Source organism: uncultured Rummeliibacillus sp., assembly GCF_934216135.1.
Taxonomy (GTDB): Bacteria; Bacillota; Bacilli; order Bacillales_A; family Planococcaceae; genus Rummeliibacillus.
This window is the reverse complement of record NZ_CAKQBI010000009.1, coordinates 65,217-86,512: the sequence shown is the minus strand read 5'-3', so window position 1 is coordinate 86,512 and position 21,296 is coordinate 65,217. Positions and strand designations below refer to the sequence as shown.

Below are 21,296 nucleotides of genomic sequence, written 5' to 3'. Positions count from 1 at the left end.
TTATTAATAATATCTTGCTTCTGAATTTTGCAAAGTTTTAGCTTGAATCGTTTGAATCTTTCTAATAAATGAAGCATTACTAACATTTAAAACAATTTGGAATTGCTGATATCTAGTTTTATGGTAAGATATTATTAACTGCTCCTAATTTTAATGATGAAGTAGTTTTTACATTAACTGTTCATTTTTATACTTCTAATATCTTGCTATTTTTAAAGAAAAAATAATAGTACATCTTGGGAATAGAAGTGTTAGAAAAAGAATAAAAATGATTGAACAAGGGGGTTGTGAATTTTGGAGAATAACAACAGATATGTACCATCAAAGTTTAATGCATTGTCTAAAACAGATGATGGTGGTGTCATTTTATACAATAGCTATACGGGTGCTATTGTTGATTTTACAGATAAAGAAAAAGCAGAGGTTATGGAGTCCTTAAAAAGGTCTGGTACAGATTCTTTAGATAGTGATGTGAAGAATGCTTTATTCGAAAATGGATTTATCGTTCCAGAAAACGTAGATGAAAAAAGAAGAGCTGAATATTTGCACCAATCGATGCACCGTACTGATATGTTGCACCTTATTCTGATGACAACAGAACAATGTAACTTCCGTTGTACGTATTGTTATGAAACATTTGCACGTGGAAAAATGACAGATGAAACGAAAAACGGCGTAAAAGCTCTAGTAAAGGAACGAGCAAATACATTAAATAATTTACATATTAGCTGGTTCGGTGGTGAACCGCTCCTCGAATTAGGGATTATAGAAGAATTATCAAATACGTTCATGGCTGAAGCAAAAGAATATAAAATTGATTATTCGGCTGATATCGTTACAAATGGTTTCTTTTTAACAAAAGACGTGTTTGAAAAGTTACTTTCTTGGGAAGTACGCCAATACATGGTGACAATTGATGGTGTTCAAGCAGTTCATGATCGTCGTCGTCATATGGCTGGCGGTCAAGGTACATTTGAAAGGATTATTGAAAACCTAAAAACAATAAGAGAAGTAGATGGACAATTTGATATGACCATTCGTGTCAACTTCGATGAAGATAATCTACAAGAAACTGGCGATCTCATTCAATTTTTAAAAGAATATTTCGCAGATGATAAACGGTTTGGGCTATTCTTCCGTCCAGTTGGTAGATGGGGAGGGGAACATAATGATGAAATCCCTACATGCACTCATATTACTGCTAATAAGAAAATCTGGGAATTCACTGAAACAGCTATGGGTGAAGGACTTAGCATGAGTAATATGATTACGGGCTCACTTATGCCAACAGCTTCCGTTTGTTATGCAGCGAAGCCGAATGCTATGGTCATTGGTTCAAATGGTCAATTATACAAATGTACTACCGTTTTAGATGAAGAAGTCAACAAAGTTGGGCATCTTCATGCAGATGGTACGATGGATCTTGATTATGATAAGATCGCATCTTGGGTAATGTCTGGAGAAGAAACGGACTCTGTATGTCAATCGTGCTTCTATCGCCCAGCGTGTCAAGGTAATCACTGCCCGTGGTATCGTGTAGTATCTGGCGAAAGACCTTGTCCTTCAGAGAAGAAAAATATTAAAAAGGTATTAAATCTTGTTTGGAAAAATAGTCTACAAACAATTCAATAAGATTTTTAAGAAGTAGATTTTAAATTTATGATTAACCAGAAAAATTGTCCTCTTTATAGAAAGGAGGTGAAGGGGATGCGCGTTCTACGCCCTGCAACTTCTCCAGTAAGTAAAGTGAAATCTGGACGAATTATGAAATCAGTACCTGGTAACTTAAAATAGGTTAGGTCTATGATTAAATGAAAAACTCCTTGCAGTTCAAATGCTGCAAAGGAGTTTTTTAGCTTTCATGATATACAATCAGTTTGCCCTCTTTTAAAAACGTTCCACCATGAAAGTGGCCATGAAGTGCTAATAAATTCATTAAAGAATTTATTTTGTCTTCAGTGATAAGCTCACCAGCCATAATTAGTGGAATACCAGGAGGATAGGGTATGACCATTTCACTTGAAATCTTGCCAATGGCTTCATAAAAGGACACTTGTTTTGTTATAGTCTGCTTCATCTTGGCATATGACATAGATAGTGCTGTAATTTTATTTGAATTTTTATCAATCGGAAATTCTATATTACTTCCAACTTGTCCTTTTACTGCATTTTCGATTAAGTCAACAGTTTGGCGAAAAGGGTAATCTGCGTCTTTTTTTAACAAAGGCAAAACAAATAAGACATTTCGAGCATCTGCTAATTCTGTATAGATTCCTTTTTCTTCAAGTAAGGATTGTAGTTCAAATCCGGAGATGCCTTTTTTTGACTGAATCGTCACTTTCAAAGGATCTGCATTAAATTGTGCTGATGGTGCTAATAGTTCAATTTCCTGAATAGTAGCTAGGCTTTCCTTAAATAAAGCAATCTTTTTCATTAATAATTGTTGATCTATTTTCGTATAGGAAGCTAAATAGGCCCGTGCCAAATCAAGTGATCCCATGATTGGATAAGAGGGGCTACTCGATTGCAACATTTGCAAATAGAATTCAACTTTTTGTACATCTATCAATGAACTATTGGCATGCAAATAAGAACCCATTGTCATGGCAGGTAAAGTTTTATGAGCAGACTGAACAACTAAATCTGCCCCAAAAGTCAGTGCACTATTAGGAAAAGAATCTCCTAGTATGAAATGTGCACCGTGTGCTTCATCAACTAATAAAGGTATATCTCTTTCATGGGCCAATGTGACAATTTCGGATAAATCCCCAGCAAACCCGTAATAATTGGGATAAGTCAAAATTATTGCCTTGGTTTCGGGATACAATGTTAAGGCATCCCTTACTACTTTGGCATCAATTCCACTAGCAATTCCCCATTTTTCCTCATAGCTAGGGGTAATAAAGACAGGTTTCACATTTGCTAGCATAAGTCCATGGAGAATGGACTTATGGCAGTTTCGTTGGACAATAACCGTATCTCCATCAGTGCAAGTTGCTAAAATCATCGCAAGATTTCCAACGGTCGATCCGTTGACGAGAAAGTAACTTTTTTTCGCATGATATAAATCTGCAAGGAGCGCCTCAGCCTCAAATATAGGCCCCTCAGGAGCATGCAAATCGTCTAATCCTGTCAACTCTGTCGCATCTACTGAAAGCACAGAATTATATAATTCGCTTCCTCTTTTTAAAAAGACTTGTCCGTTTTTATGGCCCGGAACATGATAGGAAACTTTAGTAAGCTTATTAAATTTTTCTAAAGCATCAAATAACGGTGTTTGTAATTGATCCATCCATATCTTCCTTCAGAGACTTGATTTAAGTATATTTTAACAAATTCTACTAGTTGAGTGAATACAGCAGAACTTTATATGATTTGGGTCCTAAAAGCATTCCATAACAATAACGACACATATTTATTAAAAACAATATTACTGGTAATACTAAGCTCCAGAGAATATTAAGGGTGTGATGTAGATGAAAAAAGCAGTATTTCTCGATAGAGATGGAGTGATCAATGAAGTTTTAACGAAGAGAGTAAAATTTGTGAATAAACCAAAGGATTTATATTTTCTACCAGGTGTTCCGGAGGCTATAAAAAATTTGAATGGTTATTTTGACTACATATTTGTCGTAACGAACCAAGGTGGAGTAGGATTGGGATTTATGAAAGAAAAGCAACTGATCCAGATTCATGATTATATGATAAAGGAGTTAAAGAAGAAAGGCGCAATCATAGACGAAGTTGTATATTGTCCTCATAAGCCAAAAGAAGGTTGCGCTTGTCGAAAACCAAACAGCAAGCTGATTGAAGATCTTGCTTACAAATATGATGTGGATTTGACCAAATCCTATATGGTCGGTGACACTGATACAGATATAATGGCAGGAAAAAAAGCTGGAACTAAAGGGATATTCCTTGGGGAAAGTGACTCTCTTGCTGATGCCGTATTTCCAGACTTACTTAGTGCAGCTGATTGGATTATAAAAGATACAACCAATCCAATTCTTTGACACATAAAATCTATATGGATACGATATAAGTAAATATTATCCATGTTGAAATTATATAAGTAAACAATTGCCTTTAAGGTGAAAGGATAAAAGGGTTGAAGAATCCCTATAGATATTATATTGAGGAGCTGATAATTGATGAATTTGTTTGAAAACTATACATTTCCAAATGGTATCTCTTTAAGAAATCGTATTGTTATGGCACCAATGACCAATTATTCTAGTAATGCCGATGGTACAGTATCGGATGACGAAGTGGCATACTATGCACGACGTTCGAATGGTGTTGGCATGGTAGTGACTGCTTGTACATATGTTGCAGAAAATGGAAAAGGTTTCCCTGGCCAGTTTGCAGGATATGCTGATCAATTTATACCAAGTTTAAAACGCGTGGCTGATGCTATTCATGAAGGTGGAGCAAAGGCAGTATTACAAATTTATCATGGTGGTAGACGTGCTATTCCAGAAGAAGTACCGAATGGCGAACTTGTAAGTGCGAGTGACGTTGCCTTTCCTGGCAATGTGACACCACGTCCCTTAACAATAGAAGAGATTAAAGAAATTATTAATGCGTATGGAGAAACTACTCGGCGCGCAATTGAAGCTGGGTATGATGGAGTTGAAATTCATGGAGCAAATACGTATTTACTTCAACAATTTTTCTCAGGTTATACCAATCGTCGGACAGATGAATATGGTGGTTCTATCGAAAACCGTATGCGATTCCCATTAGAGATTGTGGATGAAGTAAAACGTGTTGTTGAAAAATACACGACAAAACCGTTTATCGTTGGTTACAGATTCTCACCAGAAGAGGAAGAAGAAACGGGAATCACGATGGACCAAACTGTGAAACTAGTTGATGCATTAGCAGATAAGGGATTAACGTATTTACATGTTTCACAAACAGAATTCTTTACAAAACCTCATCGCTTTAGTGGAGATAAAAATAAATCACGTGTTGAAATTTTGTTGGAAACGATTAATGGACGTACTCCATTTATAGGAGTTGGCTCTATTTATTCGTTGGAAGATGCTGAAAAGGCAAGTGAATCAGGAATCGATTTACTTGCACTTGGGCGAGAACTTTTGATCGAACCAGATTGGGTCAAAAAAGCCGAAGCTGGTGATCACAATATTTCAACTGAAATGGATCAAACAAAACAGAAAGAACTTGTTATACCAGATCCAATGTGGAAAATGTTAAATAGACCTGGTTGGATTCCAGGCATGGGATAATATTTGTTTAAGCTTTTTTCCTTTGAAATATTAAGAGGGTTGCAGTAGTATAACTTGAAATGAAAAAGTATTTAAAGCACAAAAAGACTCAAAAGGTCTTTTTGTGTTTTTTTTATGGAAGGAAAGAAGATTGAGAAATTTCGTCAATTGCATATAGTATCATCATAGTGATTCCTGTCAATACTAGTCTTTGAAGGAGGTGTTGTACGATGGCAAAAGATGTTCTTTGTGAAGTAAGTAACTGTACTTTTTGGCAAAAAGGAAATCAATGCACTGCACATGAAATTTATGTAGTCAGCAATAGAGGGGGACAGGCCTCTACTACTGAGGAGACAGATTGTAAAACATTTAAACCAAGAAAGTAATTTTAGTATATCTTGGGTGTCTAAGTGAAATCCACAGGACAGCCCTACTTTCAAACATTCATAGCAAAGGGCGTGTCTCAAAAGGTTTTTTCAGACATGCCCTTTTGTTATAAATAGTATTGATAATAATTATCATTTTCATACATAAATATAGTGTGGAAATATGAAAAAATGTATGAGCTCATTTCTGTAGTATAACAAAAAGTATTTCATCTAACTGTCTTATACTTTAACTTGACAGAATCTTTCATTAATAGTATCATTTTTTCAAGAAGTCATTTACAAGATGTTTTCTTCAAATATATAGAGCTTTAGCAAAGAGTTATATCTGATATGGCTATTTGAAAAAGTTAATCTATATACTAACAATACGACAATAGATTTTAAAGTTTCCAGAATAATAGGAAGCTTAATAAATATTAGGTAGGCTATTAAAAACCCTTTTGGGCTAGTTAAAAGTAAACCGATAATTTCCAAAATTCAATGGTGTAATCCGTTGAATTTAGAGATTATCGGTTTTTGTTTTATCAAATATTTTATTCTTTAAAAATAGGAATAACTGGCGAATTTTATTTGCCTTTCATCCATTCAAGGGGAGGATGTTGGATGTTGAATTTTTTTGAGATGATTCCATGGATAACAATATTTTTTATATTGTTAGCTGTTTCCGTAGTTAGTGCATTAATCTTGTTAGTACCAAGAATTCCTGTAAGTTATATACGCGTTCATATAGGTATTATTGCATTACCACCAATTATTGCTTTATTGGCATTAGTTTTTAATAATGAGAGCGTGATAATAGGGCCTTGGCATTTTGATTCTTTATCATGGCTATGGTCAACATTTGTTTTAACCATTGGGTTAATCGTTCAACGTTATTCGGTGCATTATTTATTTGGAAATCGGGCTTATCGAAAGTATTTTGCATTATTAACAGTCATGACAATTGCAGATTCTCTCGCATGGTTAAGTGATGATTTGCGATTACTTATGCTTGGATGGGGTGTTACACTTCTTGGATTAGTATTGCTAATCGGCATGAGGAAGGAATGGAAAGTTGCTCGGCATGCTTCTAAGATTTCGAGTAGATATTTTGCCATCAGTTGGTTGATCTTATTAATCGCAATTGTATGGATTGAGCAAGTTACGGGGCATTGGCATTTGTCACAAATACTAAGTCAAGAAAGCCTCGAACAATTCAAAACTTGGGAGAAAACATCGATTAATCTTTTACTGTTGTTATCAATTTTTATTCCTGCAGCACAATGGCCTTTCCAACGGTGGTTGCTAGACTCAGTAGTTGCTCCGACACCTATTTCAGCTGTTATGCATGCAGGTATTGTAAATGCAGGAAGTATCATGCTGACACGTTTTGCACCACTTTTTAATGGTGATTCAGTACAAGTTGTTTTACTTATTCTATCTAGTGTTTCCGTGTTAGTTGGAACAGGGATTATGCTCGTACAAGTTGACTATAAACGCCAACTTGTAGGTTCTACAATAGCACAAATGGGATTCATGTTAATCGAATGTGCTTTAGGAGCATATTTAGCTGCCATTACTCATGCAGTATTACATGGCCTGTTTAAGTCGACGTTATTCTTACAAGCTGGTTCAGCTGCTAAACGAAGAGAACCAATAGTTCATAAACGCCAACTTTCTTCAGTGATCTGGATGATATTCGGTGGGGTATTAGGATTAGGTTTAGGCATTGCATTTTGGCTTACTTCTCCTACTGATGGGTATCAATTCGTAAGTGCAATTATTTTAGGGTGGTCTGTAGCTCTTGCTTGGACACAACTTGTTGCTTTTGGGGCTGGACATATTGGAAGAATCGTAGGAGCGATTTTATTTGTTGGAGCGGCAATTATATTCCAATTAGTGCATACAGGATTCCATAGTTTTTTGTATGGTGTCATCCCGAGCGAAACTACACAATCTATTTTTATGGGGATTTTACTTTTAAGCATTTTAATCGTTGCAAGTGTCATTGGAATATGGTCAATTCGTAAAAATTCCAAGACATCAATTACTATTTATCTTTGGTTAATACGTTTAGGTGAACCGAAAGGTAATTTAGTAGAAAGTCACCCAAAATATCTGACACAATTACTATCTCGAGGAGGTAACGTACATTGAGTACAGCATTAAATTTAAACTTTGAAAAGGAAAATAATTACCTTAGTTTTGATATTAATGATTTAGTGAAAGCCGCTAGTGATACAATCGTACCGTTAGGAAACATCAACCAATTCGCAGCTCGTAGTCCTTGGTCAGAATTAGAACACCAAACCTTTGAACAAGTAGCGCGTCGATTAAAAGATACATGTGATGTAGAGATTTACCCAAATAAAGAAATGCTATTTTCTGCATATGAAAAAGATAAGATTGATCCAAAATATTTAGAAGCAGGAGTGTCAGCTTGGCTTGATCGACAAGGTTTAGAATTACCAAGAAGCGTTGCTGAGCAATACTGCCTTCACGCACTTAAGATTCATCAGCAAAATGATCATTTTTCACAAGATGAATTAAAAAAATTAGCATTAGAACTCAATCATTATAAACCACAAATCCCTCGAAATTATACAGTTCTTACAATTAGTCAACGTATCGAAAAGATGGGGAAAGAAAAAATAGCCGAGGAACTAAATATACACATGATTAAATGGTGTAAATTGTATTTGGATGAATCACAAGCTGTGTGGTCTATGCCTAATCGAGAACAGGGGTTTTATAAAGCTTGGAAGGAAATAGTTCCATATGATCCAGCACTAAATCACCATTTGCGTAAACAATTGAAGCATTTACCTGAAGATGCAGAACACGCTTTAAGGGATATGCTAATTGATTTAAAAGTTCCTGAATCTCAAAGACAAGATTATCTAGAAGCTCATTTACTTGCTTTACCAGGTTGGGCTGGGATGATGCTTTGGCGTTCTCAACAATCTACTCAAGAAGAAAAACTATTATTAGAATATTTAGCAGTTCGAGTATCTATGGAGTATGCAATGGTTCAATCATTTCTCCCACTACAATCTCAAAAAGATGAGGAAGTATCTATTGAGTCATTGCTACTCAATTGGACTAGATGGGGCAATATGCAAATTTCTGATTGGTCAAAATTAACAGCTACAGAAACAAGAGCGCGTTTGTTACTTGCTGACCGTTTTGATGAATTTGTTTGCAGTCGACTTTGGTTAGAGGCGTGGGAGAAAACATATGAAGCTCAAATAAAAGAAATGATCTCATCACAGCAAAGAAAAGTAAAAGTACAAACAGATTCTATTAAGGCACAATTTGCTTTTTGTATTGATGTGCGATCAGAACCTTTCCGTCGACAACTAGAAAAAGTTGGTCCTTTCGAAACATTTGGAACTGCTGGCTTTTTCGGTTTACCGATTGAAACAACAAAACTCGGAAGTAAGCATAGTCATGAATCTTTACCTATTATGTTTAAACCTCAGTATAAAGTAGTTGAAGCAGCATCTGATACCGACTTAAAACAATATAAGGAACGTGAAAATACAGCTAATTCTCTGAACTATACATTCCATATGATGAAACATAACATGTTTACAAACTTATTATTGCCAGAGATTAGTGGCCCTTGGCTAAGCTTACAAACCTTAGCGAGAAGTTTTGTGCCACAGAAAGCTGGCAAAGCAATACGTAAGATGAGAGAAAAATGGTTACACAAGCCAGCTACAAAACTTTCACTTGACCATATGCATACAATTGACGCTGAGTTACCAGTAGGATTTTCTGAAAAAGAGCAACTATTTTATGCACGACAAGCTTTGAAAATGATGGGGCTGACAGATCACTTTGCACCATTAGTTGTTATTTGTGGTCATGCTAGTCATAGTACAAATAATCCGTATTCTTCTTCTCTAGATTGTGGTGCATGTGGGGGAGCTTCTAGTGCATTTAATGCACGTGTATTAGCAACTTTATGTAATCTCCCGAAAGTAAGAGAAATGTTAAAACAAGATCATATAGTTATTCCTCAAGATACTATTTTTGTAGCAGCTGAGCATATCACATCACTCGATGAGCTTCATTTTGTTTATGTTCCAGAACTTACTGAAGAAGCACAAGAATCATTAGAGTATGTACAAACAAAATTGCCAGAAGTTCGAAAAGAAGCTAATGCAGAAAGAATCGTTCAATTACCTACTTTAGAAACAAATTGCAAAAATCCGAGTGAAGAGATTCAACGTTTTGCAGAGGACTGGAGTGAGGTACGCCCGGAATGGGGATTGTCCCGTAATGCAGCATTTATCATTGGGGAACGTAAACTTACTGAAGCATGTGATTTGGAAGGTAGGGCTTTCCTTCATAATTATAATTGGAAGTATGATGAGAATGGTGAAATACTGGCCAAAATTATTGCAGGACCAGCTAAAGTTGCACAATGGATTAACCTGCAATATTTTGCATCTACTGTAGCACCTCATTATTACGGAAGTGGCAACAAGACTACTCAAACTATAACTGCAGGTGCAGGAGTTATGCAGGGGAATGCAAGTGATCTATTATTTGGTCTTCCATGGCAGTCTGTTATGAAATCGGATGATGAGGCCTATCATGAACCTTTGCGCTTATTGGTAGTGATTCAAGCCCCCAAAAAACATATCCAAAGGCTATTAGAAAGTAATCCAGCATTTCTTCAAAAAATACACCATGGTTGGATTCGATTATCATCAATTGATTCTGATGGCACATGGATAAGCTGGTCATAATCATTTACTTTGATGTTATGGTATTATAACTGTTATCACAAAATGATTATTTATAGGGGATAGGAACAATGGATAAAACAAAAGGAACTATGGAATCAGAAATAAGTAAAGCATTAACTCATTGGGAAAAGAGTTATCTAGGACGGGGATCAGTTTCAGTTAAGTCTGATATATTACGCGATATGATTATTGTAGATTTACGTGGGATCCTGACAAAAGCTGAATACTCCGTGTGCAAAAATAAGGAAGGACTACTATCAGTAAAAGAACACCGTAATAGCTTGGTAGAATCAGGTTTGGATGAATTAAAACAAATCATTCTAGATATTACAGGTGAAGAAGTAGTAAGTTTTCACACCGACCTTAGTACTAAAACTGGAGAACGTGTAATGCTGTTTAAACTTTCAGCTGATTTGCAAAGTAAATTATCCTAGACAAAAATTGAGGTGAAGTTAATGTGTAGAAATGGAAAAAAGAAAACTCTATTCATAATAGATGGCGAATACAAATTGGAATTTTTGATGAAACAGGCTAATATTATGGACCCTGAAAATTTAGTAGTAGTAGAAAATAATGGGGCATTAATTTCACAATATTTTGATGAGATAATGAGAGAAATAATTATAGCTGTTTATAAAGAAAATATTGAAGAAATTTTTGTAGTTGCTTCAAAAAAATATGCACGGAATACAAAAGAAGTAGTAAGTAGAATATATGAGAATAAAAAAATGAAAGATAAAATACAAGAGCTAGATTATTTATTTAAAACTTGTAAGCCTGAATTTGCAGGAAATAGTGTTAGCGAATGGCTACAAAACACTAATAATATAGTAGAAACGTTGAAATCTAATGTAAATATGATTAAAACTCACCCTTTACTTCCACCTCATGTGCAAGTGACTGAATTATATATTGATTAATAATAGAAATACGGAGAAGCCAACAAATTTGTTGGCTTCTTTTATTACTATAGAGAGCCTTCCAAATCGTCTAATGTTAATAGTAGTTTATGTAAATCGATAATACAGTCTTCAACATGATAACAACAGTCAAAATGGAGGCTATAAATAATAGATGTTATTTTATTTCTAACGTCTTCATATACAAGGTTATTATTATTTGTAATGTGCTGCTCCAAATGATTCAAACAAAATCATCCTTCCATTATTAGTTTTCTATTAGTATGTCTAAAAAGTTATAGATTTATTCTATTAAATTAAAAATAACAACAGATTTTAATAAATTGTTAAACGTCTGTTTAAAAGGGCTAAATTACATATAATAATCATAAAAAAACAGTTGGAAGAGGTATCATCCTCCAACTGCTTTTTCTTGAATAAGATTAACCATTTTGCTTTTGTTTCGCTTCTTTTGTTTGTCTTTCCCATAGTAAAAGGGATGGGTAAGGATCAAACGCCCATTCAGTACGACCATTAAATTTATAAATGCCGTAATGGAGATGTGGTGGGAATTTACCTGATGTACCTTCTTTTCCATATCCAGAACTACCGACAAATCCGATAACTTTTCCAGGCTCTACAATACCGCCTACTTGAATGTCTTTGCTGTATGAAGATAAATGGGCATAGTAATGATAAGAATTATTTTGATCCCTTATACCAATTCGCCATCCGCCAAACTGATTCCATCCTTTTGTTTCAACTACACCATAGGAAGCAGAGAGTACAGGAGTTCCATACCCAGCAAATACATCTGTTCCTTCGTGAATTCTTCTTCCACCCCATCCTCGGTTGGCTCCCCAAGTTCCTCTATAGCTGTAATCGTAGCCAAGTGTAATCGGAAATGAATGCTTGTCCAAGTTGAGGGTATTAAAATGCTCAAATAATTTTGCATTAGTTAAGATTTGGTTTACTACTTTATCGTCTTTGTAATAATCCCATAATGCTAATTTGAAGTCATTTAGGGTAGGACCAAATTGACTTAGATATGTTGCCATTGTAAACATGACATCTTTATCATCATCAGAGTTTGCAATACCATCCTTATTTCCGTCAAGCCCCATTCCGCCAAAATAATTAATCGTTGCTGGTGAAGTATCTTGAACTAAAGGATTGAATGGACCAGCCCAGAATTCGTCCGAAAATTGAATAGCGATGACGCTATTACGTTTGGGGATATCTTTTCGAACTAATTGTATATTCCGCTCATATTGATCAACGGCAGCCAAAAAATACCAAGGAACAAGTAAACGTTCATATTGTACGTAATGGTTCATCCGCTGCTTCAAAATCTCTTCTCTTGAAGGAGTGGTTTCTTTTGCGTATGCATCCAAAGAGAATAATGTGCTAAAAATCATGATACAAGTTATTACAGAAAGTAAATTCCTGGGCAAATTTATACATCCTCCTTTCCATATCAATTAGAATATCCGAAAATTCATTTTCCATGAGCAAAAATTACATATTGTTTATCAGTTTGTCTATCCTATTGATGTAGGTTCAAGTCTTTTTTGATTAACACATGATGACTCCTTAAATAAAGCAAAACAATTTTCATCACAAAGAAAAAAGATTTTTACCATAAAGAGTAGTTTTTCTCTAAATAAAATTCATCAAAAAAATAGTAATGGTTATCATTAACCCTCCAATTTCATACTATGAAATAAAACAGGCCTGAATGGAGGGAAAAGCTATAGACATCTTAAACAAGTTTAAGAGTTATCGTGAAGAAGAAAACAGGCTTAGATGGGAAGGGACTTTTGCTGAGTATTTAAATATTGTAAAAGAAAGACCTGAAGTAGCTCAAACAGCACATTCGCGCGTGTACAATATGATTAAAAGTTCTGGTTTAGAGGAAAAAGACGGGAAAAAGTTATATCAATTTTTTGGAAAAGAAATTTTTGGCCTTGAATCAGCAATTGAAAGACTGGTTGAGGAATATTTTCATCCAGCAGCTAGAAGATTAGATGTGCGTAAACGGATTTTATTATTAATGGGACCAGTAAGTGGTGGTAAATCGACAATTGTGACATTACTAAAAAGAGGATTGGAGCAATATTCACGAACAGATGAGGGAGCCGTTTATGCCATTAAGGGATGTCCGATGCATGAAGATCCACTGCACCTTATTCCTCATCACCTGCGAGATGATTTCTTTGACGAATTTGGTATTCGTATAGAGGGGAATTTATCTCCATTGAACACAATGCGACTTGAGCAAGAGTATGGGGGACGCATTGAAGATGTGATGGTTGAAAGGATTTTCTTCTCTGAAGACAAACGTGTTGGTATTGGAACATTCACACCATCTGATCCTAAATCGCAAGACATAGCCGACTTAACAGGTAGTATCGATTTTTCTACAATTGCAGAGTTTGGCTCTGAATCAGATCCACGCGCTTACCGTTTCGATGGGGAGTTAAACAAAGCTAACCGAGGTATGATGGAATTCCAAGAAATGCTGAAATTAGACGAAAAATTCTTATGGAACCTTTTATCTCTCACCCAAGAAGGTAACTTTAAAGCAGGAAGATTTGCATTAATTAGTGCAGACGAACTGATTGTTGCTCATACAAACGAAACAGAATATCGCTCGTTTATCTCCAATAAAAAGAACGAAGCACTGCATTCGAGAATTATTGTCATGCCTATACCTTATAACTTAAAAGTCAGTCAAGAAGAAAAAATTTATGAAAAAATGATTAGAGAAAGTGACATGAAGCATATTCATATCGCACCTCATGCGCTAAAAGCTGCAGCAATTTTCTCAGTATTAACTCGACTTGAAATTCCGAAAAAGCAAGGTATCGATTTAGTTAAGAAAATGCGTCTATACGATGGAGAAAGTGTTGAGGGATATAACTCAGTGGATGTGGATGATTTAAAAAAGGAATATCCAAATGAAGGTATGAATGGAATCGATCCACGTTATATTATTAATCGAATTTCTTCTGCAATTATTCGTAAGAAAGTTCCATCTATCAATGCATTAGATGTATTACTGTCACTTAAGGATGGGCTTGACCAACATGCATCTATTAGCCAAGAAGATAAAGAAAAATATATGAATTACATTGCTGTTGCAAGAAGAGAATATGATGAAATTGCGAAAAATGAGGTACAAAAAGCATTTGTTTATTCCTATGAAGAATCTGCAAAAACACTGATGAATAATTATCTTGATAATGTCGAAGCCTTCTGTAACAAAAACAAATTGCGCGATCCTCTTACTGGTGAAGAGATGAATCCTGATGAAAAGTTAATGCGTTCGATAGAAGAGCAAATAGGCATTTCAGAGAACGCGAAAAAAGGATTCCGCGAAGAAATCCTTATACGTATATCCGCTTATGCAAGAAAAGGAAAACGTTTTGAGTATAATTCTCATGAAAGATTAAGAGAAGCTATACAAAAGAAATTGTTTGCCGATTTGAAAGATGTTGTGAAGATTACAACTTCTTCAAAAACACCAGATGAAACACAACTTAAGAAGATCAATGAGGTTGTTGCTACATTAATCGATGAACATGGGTATAACTCAACTTCAGCTAACGAATTGTTACAATATGTAGGTAGCTTATTGAATCGTTAAGCACCGAATAGGAGTGTCCACATAATTTTTAGGACACTCCATTTTTTTATCTTAAAAAGTTAAATAATTATAAAAGTTAGCATAGTATAAGAAAAGGATTTTTTCTACAACTAGGATTAAAATGATAGCTTTCTAGATGATGAATATGTGAGTAAAAAATTTTTTAATAATAGATAGGTGAGGATGAAAATGACTGAAAATTCGAATAAGCAATTTGTCATATCTCAGGAAAATTGGTCTCTTCATCGTAAAGGACACCAAGATCAACAACGTCATATGGAAAAAGTAAAAGAAGCCATTCAAAATAATTTACCTGACATAGTTAGTGAAGAAAACATTATTATGTCAAACGGGCGCGATGTTATCAAAATACCAATTCGTTCCTTAGATGAATATAAAATTCGCTATAACTACGGTAAGTCGAAGCACGTTGGCCAAGGAAAAGGGGATAGCAAGATTGGTGATGTTGTAGCCCGTGATGGCAGCGGAGAGAAACAACAAGGACCAGGAAGAGGAAAAAAAGCAGGCGATGCTGCCGGCGAAGATTATTATGAAGCAGAAGTGAGCATTGAAGAAGTCCAAAATGTGCTATTTAAAGAATTAGAGTTACCGAACTTACAAGAGAAAGAAAAAGCGGATATTACAACTGAAAAAATAGAATTCAATGATATTCGCAAAAAAGGGCTTATGGGAAATATCGATAAAAAGCGAACAATTTTAAACGCCATTAAACGTAATGCGATGAAAGGAAATGCGTCCATTGCTCCTATTCATAATGATGATTTACGTTTCAAAACATGGGATGAGGTAGTAAAGCCTGAATCTAGAGCAGTAGTATTGGCTATGATGGATACAAGTGGATCGATGGGAAGTTTTGAAAAATATTGTGCAAGAAGTTTCTTCTTTTGGATGACAAGATTTTTACGTTCGAAGTATGAAACGGTTGAAATTGAATTTATAGCGCATCATACAATGGCCAAAGTGGTAACGGAAGAAGAGTTTTTTACAAAAGGAGAAAGTGGAGGGACGATTTGTTCATCTGCTTATTCAAAAGCATTGGAATTGATACAGGAAAAATATAATCCAGCAAGATATAATATTTATCCCGTTCATTTTTCAGATGGTGAAAATATGTCAACAGACAATGAGATTTGTGTTCGTTTAGTTCAAGAATTGATGAAGGTTTCAAGTATGTTTGGCTATGGTGAAGTAAACCCACATAATCGTTTTTCAACCCTTATGTATAACTATAAAAAAATTGAAAATAAGAAATTTAGACATTATGTTTTGAAAAGTAAAAGCGACGTGTATGAAGCATTAAAATGCTTTTTCCAAAAAGAACAACCTGAAGCTACTGCAAAATAATCTATCTTCGTTTTTTAACGAAAAGTCTAGGATATTACTAGCCTTTCAAAACTCAACAGTATTGTTCAACGGAGCCTATTTTAAAAAATGGTGCGGAGGGATTCCATAAATGGAAAAGGAACTTCATAAAGCAATAGATGAAATTACAGAAGTTGCGTTGGGGTTTGGATTAGACTTCTACCCAATGCGCTATGAAATATGCCCGGCCGATATTATCTATACATTCGGGGCATATGGTATGCCTACTCGTTTTTCACATTGGAGCTTTGGAAAACAATTTCATAAGATGAAGCTACAATATGATTTAGGTTTAAGCCAAATCTATGAACTTGTTATTAATTCAAACCCGTGTTATGCATTTTTGCTTGATACAAACACACTCACGCAAAATAAGTTAATCATTGCCCACGTTTTAGCACATTGTGACTTTTTCAAAAATAATGTGCGTTTCTCTAATACAAGAAGAGATATGGTTGAAAGTATGACAGCAACTGCAGAGCGAATTGCTCATTATGAAATGCTTTATGGAAAAGACGAAGTAGAGCAATTTTTAGATGCAGTCTTATCTATACAAGAGCATATCGACCCCTCAATTTTACGTCCAAAATTAATGTACAACGAATATGAAGAAGAGGAAGATGATGAACTAACAACTGCAAAGACCCCATATGATGGACTATGGAGTTTAGATCAACCTAAGAAGGAAAGTAAAATCAGATATAAAAAGAAAAAGTTCCCTCCAAAACCAGAAAAGGATTTACTACTTTTTATCGAAATGTACAGCACGGAATTAGAGGATTGGCAGAGAGATATATTAACGATGATGAGAGAAGAGATGCTCTATTTCTGGCCACAATTAGAAACTAAAATCATGAATGAGGGCTGGGCTTCGTACTGGCATCAACGTATTATGAGAGAACTTAATTTAAAAACAGAAGAAACAATAGAATATGCCAAATTAAATGCAGGTGTTGTTCAGCCTTCTAAAACATCTATTAACCCATATTATTTAGGCATCAAAATATTCGAAGATATTGAACAACGATACGACAATCCAACAGAGGAAATGAAAAGAGCAGGTATCAAACCAAACTCAGGTAGAGAAAAAATCTTTGAAGTGCGAGAAGTAGAGTCAGATATGTCATTTATACGAAACTATTTAACAAAGGATTTAGTTAAACAAGAGGATCTCTACTTGTTTAGTAAACAAGGATCAGATTATCGAATTACAACTAAGGACTACGAGGAAATTAGAGATCAATTAGTGTCAATGCGAGTAAATGGTGGTTTTCCATATATCTTTGTCGAAAATGGCGATTATTTACGTAACGGTGAATTATATTTAGTGCATGGATATGAAGGTATGGAACTTGATCCACATTATTTAGATCATGTCTTACCATACATTTATCAATTATGGGGACGTCCTGTTCATATAAGAACAGTTGTAGAGGACAAATTTGTACTCTATTCTTATGATGGAAAAAAGAATACTAAGAAGTATTTATGATGAAAAGCCCATGAATAATTAGCTTCATGGGCTTTAGTGTGCTGTAAAATTAATTTTGCAAAAATTATTTTCATATCAGTTCAGATTTTTATAGATAACGAGCAAAAGTGAAATAAAGAGAAAAATAATGCATAATATCCGACTAGTCAAGCATAAATCTATTAAAGAATCAAATCTATCATAAATGGGAAATTCGTACGTAGTAATATCTCTATTGATAGGGATTTCACTTTATCGTAGGGAGTATGTTATATAAGGAAAAGAACTAATTAGTTAATTTTTAGTAAATTATAATGATATTTTCTGAGAATATAGTACAGATTATTTTATAACTATAATATTACTTTGAAGTATTAGAGAATTCTCGTTATGATAGAGTAGAAAGCAATTTCCTTAAAAAAGAAAAGGAGGTATTTAAGTGAAGATGAAAAATACAAGTAAAATAGCAATTTGGATGCTTATATTTGCATTAGTATTTGGCTTTACATTACCACAAAAATATTATGCAGATACACTTCCAACAACTTCAATTGAAGATGCAACATCCGTAACAGATAGTAACCAGATTGATGGGGTTTTTGAATCACCTGGAATCCATTGGTATAAAATCACACCAACTAAAGAACAAATTTCAAAATATTCACATATAAAATTAACGTTAAATAGCGATCAAGTGATCAATTTATCTGTTTATTCTAGTAAAGAAAAAGCACTAGCAGATGATACATTTGAACAATATACGACCGGAACAATACCTGGAGAAGCTACTACTATTCAGTTTCCATATGCCTGGGATGGTCCCTACTACATAAAAGTAGAATACAACGGTATGGTGGATGATTTGACTGATTACTCAATGCCAGATGTGAGTCTTAATACAGAATCAGTAGAAAACTCAGACTTAGGTTCTGCAAGCTATACTCTTAAGTCAGAATCAGTAAAATTACCGCCAACTACACTAGATGCAACAGGTTCTAATTGTGCAATTGAGGCTAGTGTTGAAGGTAAGAAAAGTGCAAAAGAAATGCTAAAAGATATTCGCCTTTTCCGCGATGGTATACTTTTAAAGACAAAAGAGGGACAAGCATTATCATCTTTATATTACAAAGCAACACCGTTTATCTTAGCAAAAATGGCTTTTAACAAAAACATCAAGCAAGATCTATATGAAAATTTAGTTGTAATACAACCGCTTATAACTGAACTGAACAAAAACGGTGGAAGTAGTTCAAGAGTGATTAGTAAAACAGAAGCAAATGCAATCAACGAACTATTTAATATTGTTAATAATGCAGTACCAACTAAATTACAAACTCAAATGAACACTCTATCGAAGAAAGCAGGAATGTCATCTAATCTTGCTGGTGAACGACTAGTAGATGTTACAAAAAGAGTAGTCAATACACTTCCTAACACAAATAATACTAATAAATATATTCTTAAATTAAAAGACGGCAAATCATTAAAATCAGTACAAGACAAAATTAGTGGTAACAATACATTATCAACATTATCATCTATAGATTCAAACGATGAAATAGTAGATAACATATATGTAGTTAATTTAGATAGTGACAAGAACTCTAGTATGAGTGCTAAAGCTCAAGCTAAAAACCTTAAAGCAACAGTTGAACAAGTTGAAAAACTCCCTGAAGTCGAATATGTTGAACCTGTAAAAACATATCGTGCCTTTTCAAACGATGTTCAAACGTCTTACCAATGGTCATTGAAAAACCTTGGAAAAGATGAAGGTGTAAAAGATGCAGATATTCGTAATGAAAAAATGCAACAATTATTAGGAAAAAGAACTGTAAAAGATACAACAATTGCAGTAGTTGATACAGGTGTCGATAACTCGCTTGCAGATTTGAAACATCATGTTCGTATGGATATCGGGAAAAACTATGTAAGTCAAGATTCACTTCCGTTAGATGATAATGGCCATGGTACACATGTTACTGGTATTATTGCAGCAGAATCTAACAATGGCTATTCGATGGAAGGTATCAATCAACATACTAAAATTATGCCAGTAAAAGTTTTAGATGCTGATGGTTCAGGAGATAGTGAACAAATCGCCAATGGTATTGTATATGCTGCTAACCATGGGGCAAAAGTGATCAACTTAAGTCTTGGTGGAGAATATAGCCGAACAATAGAGTACGCATTAAAATACGCAGCATCTAAAAATGTTGTGATAATTGCTGCAAGTGGAAATGATGGACAATTTGGTTTATCTTATCCTGCAAGTTCTCAATATGTTATTTCAGTAGGAGCTACTAATAACTTTGATATTGTCTCAGATTACTCTAATTATGGAGAAAAACTAGATATAGTTGCACCAGGGACGAATATTCCTAGTCTTGTACCAAATGGAAATGTTACTTATATGAGTGGTACGTCAATGGCAACTCCTCACGTAACAGCTATAGCAGGACTACTATTATCCGGAAATTCAAAATTGAAGGTATCTGAAATCAGAACACTTTTACATCAAAGTGCTGACAATGTTGCATTTAAAGAAAAAGATAATGAAGATGCAAGTGAAAGCCTTATGGATATCATCGGAAGTGCTATGAGTGAGTTTGATGATTTTGATCTACCTGTAGGTAAGGATCTTGTTTCAGGTTACGGTCGTTTAAATGCTTACAATGCATATAGCACAGTTGATTTAAAAGTAAAGATCAATCCGATAATTGAAAAGAAGACAACTCTTTCTGGTTCAGCTGTAAAAGGTGCAAAAGTTGAAGTGAAAAAGGGTAAAAGTGTAATTGGAAAAGCAACGGCTTCTTCTAAAGGAACATTTACTATTAAAATCCCAGCACAGAAAAAAGATCAAAAACTTCAAGTAACGATAAAAGACTCAACAGGTACGATCAAATCAGTACTAAACATTTATGTTGAAAAAGACAAATCTCCAAAAGCACCAAAAGTAAATACAATCAGTAACAAGACAACATATGTAACTGGAACAGCTAAGGCTAAGTTAACAGTAGTGATCAAAAATGCATCCAAAAAAGTAATTGGTCAAGACAAAGTAAATAGCAAGGGCCAATTTAAAATTAAGATTAAAAAACAAAAAGCAGGTGCTAAGCTATATATTACTGCTGTTGATTCTGCAAAACGCTCAAGTAAAATTGTAAAAGTTACTGTAAAAGATAAAATTGCGCCATCTACACCGAAGGTCAATACAGTAACAAGTAAATCAACAACTGTTAAAGGGAAAGCTGAAAAAGGTTCTACAGTAACAGTAAAAGTAAAAAGTAAAACAATCGGAAAAGCAAAAGCCAATAGTAAGGGCAGCTTTTCAGTGAAAATCAAAAAACAAAAAGCAGGTACGGTATTATATGTAACAGCGAAAGATAAAGCTGGTAATACAAGTAAAGCAAAAAAAGTAACTGTGAAGAAATAATTGTAAGTAAGTATTAACTAGTTAACTTCGATTTATTAAGCTCAAGATTCAAAATTAGATTTTGCATAGGAAAAGCAGTCGATAAAAAGCAAAAAATGCTTT

General features: G+C 34.5%; 15 protein-coding genes. 13 read left to right on the top strand and 2 right to left on the bottom strand.

The genetic code is table 11. The features are described 5' to 3' along the window. Positions 1-294 precede the first annotated feature (294 nt). Both Q0977_RS08140 and Q0977_RS08135 read left to right on the top strand, forming a co-directional pair. On the top strand, positions 295-1,632 hold the full coding sequence (locus tag Q0977_RS08140) for a radical SAM/SPASM domain-containing protein (RefSeq protein WP_299512402.1): 1,338 nt from the start codon (positions 295-297) through the stop codon (positions 1,630-1,632). A gap of 27 nt (positions 1,633-1,659) precedes the next feature. Then, positions 1,660-1,794 carry a hypothetical protein gene (locus Q0977_RS08135; protein ID WP_255416287.1) on the top strand — a complete coding sequence of 45 codons (135 nt, stop codon included), beginning with the start codon at positions 1,660-1,662 and terminating at the stop codon, positions 1,792-1,794. A 58-nt stretch (positions 1,795-1,852) separates the two neighbouring features. On the opposite strand, the gene Q0977_RS08130 is transcribed toward Q0977_RS08135, so the two are convergent. Continuing rightward, positions 1,853-3,292 carry an aminotransferase class I/II-fold pyridoxal phosphate-dependent enzyme gene (locus Q0977_RS08130; RefSeq protein WP_299512397.1) on the bottom strand — a complete coding sequence of 480 codons (1,440 nt, stop codon included), beginning with the start codon at positions 3,290-3,292 and terminating at the stop codon, positions 1,853-1,855. 184 nt (positions 3,293-3,476) lie between these two features. Between Q0977_RS08130 and Q0977_RS08125 the strand changes: the two genes are divergently transcribed. The 7 genes from Q0977_RS08125 to Q0977_RS08095 all read left to right on the top strand — a co-directional run bounded on the left by Q0977_RS08125 (position 3,477) and on the right by Q0977_RS08095 (position 11,279). Further along, on the top strand, positions 3,477-4,013 hold the full coding sequence (locus tag Q0977_RS08125) for an HAD-IIIA family hydrolase (protein WP_124217734.1): 537 nt from the start codon (positions 3,477-3,479) through the stop codon (positions 4,011-4,013). A 138-nt stretch (positions 4,014-4,151) separates the two neighbouring features. Further along, complete coding sequence (locus tag Q0977_RS08120) at positions 4,152-5,252, top strand: NADH-dependent flavin oxidoreductase (RefSeq protein ID WP_299512388.1); 1,101 nt, start codon at positions 4,152-4,154, stop codon at positions 5,250-5,252. 209 nt (positions 5,253-5,461) lie between these two features. After that, a complete protein-coding gene (locus Q0977_RS08115; protein ID WP_119414429.1) occupies positions 5,462-5,617 on the top strand; it encodes a DUF1540 domain-containing protein in 156 nt (51 codons plus the stop codon). A gap of 606 nt (positions 5,618-6,223) precedes the next feature. Continuing rightward, positions 6,224-7,756 carry an NADH dehydrogenase subunit 5 gene (locus tag Q0977_RS08110; RefSeq protein ID WP_124217736.1) on the top strand — a complete coding sequence of 511 codons (1,533 nt, stop codon included), beginning with the start codon at positions 6,224-6,226 and terminating at the stop codon, positions 7,754-7,756. Continuing rightward, positions 7,753-10,359, top strand: a complete 2,607-nt coding sequence (locus Q0977_RS08105) for a DUF2309 domain-containing protein (protein WP_299512383.1) — start codon at positions 7,753-7,755, stop codon at positions 10,357-10,359. Before Q0977_RS08110 ends, Q0977_RS08105 begins: the two co-directional genes overlap by 4 nt. A 68-nt stretch (positions 10,360-10,427) precedes the next feature. After that, entirely contained in the window at positions 10,428-10,793 is a 366-nt protein-coding gene (locus tag Q0977_RS08100; protein WP_119414432.1) for a DUF2294 domain-containing protein, read from the top strand. A gap of 21 nt (positions 10,794-10,814) precedes the next feature. Further along, the gene (locus tag Q0977_RS08095) at positions 10,815-11,279 is read left to right on the top strand and encodes a carbonic anhydrase (protein ID WP_164489566.1); all 465 of its coding nucleotides are present in this window, start codon (positions 10,815-10,817) and stop codon (positions 11,277-11,279) included. 422 nt (positions 11,280-11,701) lie between these two features. On the opposite strand, the gene Q0977_RS08090 is transcribed toward Q0977_RS08095, so the two are convergent. Next, positions 11,702-12,676: a M23 family metallopeptidase gene (locus Q0977_RS08090; RefSeq protein ID WP_124217756.1), complete on the bottom strand. Its 975-nt coding sequence runs from the start codon at positions 12,674-12,676 to the stop codon at positions 11,702-11,704. Between the two features lie 335 nt (positions 12,677-13,011). Between Q0977_RS08090 and Q0977_RS08085 the strand changes: the two genes are divergently transcribed. The 4 genes from Q0977_RS08085 to Q0977_RS08070 all read left to right on the top strand — a co-directional run bounded on the left by Q0977_RS08085 (position 13,012) and on the right by Q0977_RS08070 (position 21,194). Next, complete coding sequence (locus Q0977_RS08085) at positions 13,012-14,907, top strand: PrkA family serine protein kinase (RefSeq protein WP_119414502.1); 1,896 nt, start codon at positions 13,012-13,014, stop codon at positions 14,905-14,907. A gap of 189 nt (positions 14,908-15,096) precedes the next feature. Next, on the top strand, positions 15,097-16,272 hold the full coding sequence (gene yhbH, locus Q0977_RS08080) for a sporulation protein YhbH (RefSeq protein ID WP_119414434.1): 1,176 nt from the start codon (positions 15,097-15,099) through the stop codon (positions 16,270-16,272). Between the two features lie 109 nt (positions 16,273-16,381). Then, positions 16,382-17,782: a SpoVR family protein gene (locus tag Q0977_RS08075; protein ID WP_119414435.1), complete on the top strand. Its 1,401-nt coding sequence runs from the start codon at positions 16,382-16,384 to the stop codon at positions 17,780-17,782. A 424-nt stretch (positions 17,783-18,206) separates the two neighbouring features. Further along, entirely contained in the window at positions 18,207-21,194 is a 2,988-nt protein-coding gene (locus tag Q0977_RS08070; protein WP_299512512.1) for a S8 family serine peptidase, read from the top strand. Positions 21,195-21,296 lie beyond the last annotated feature (102 nt).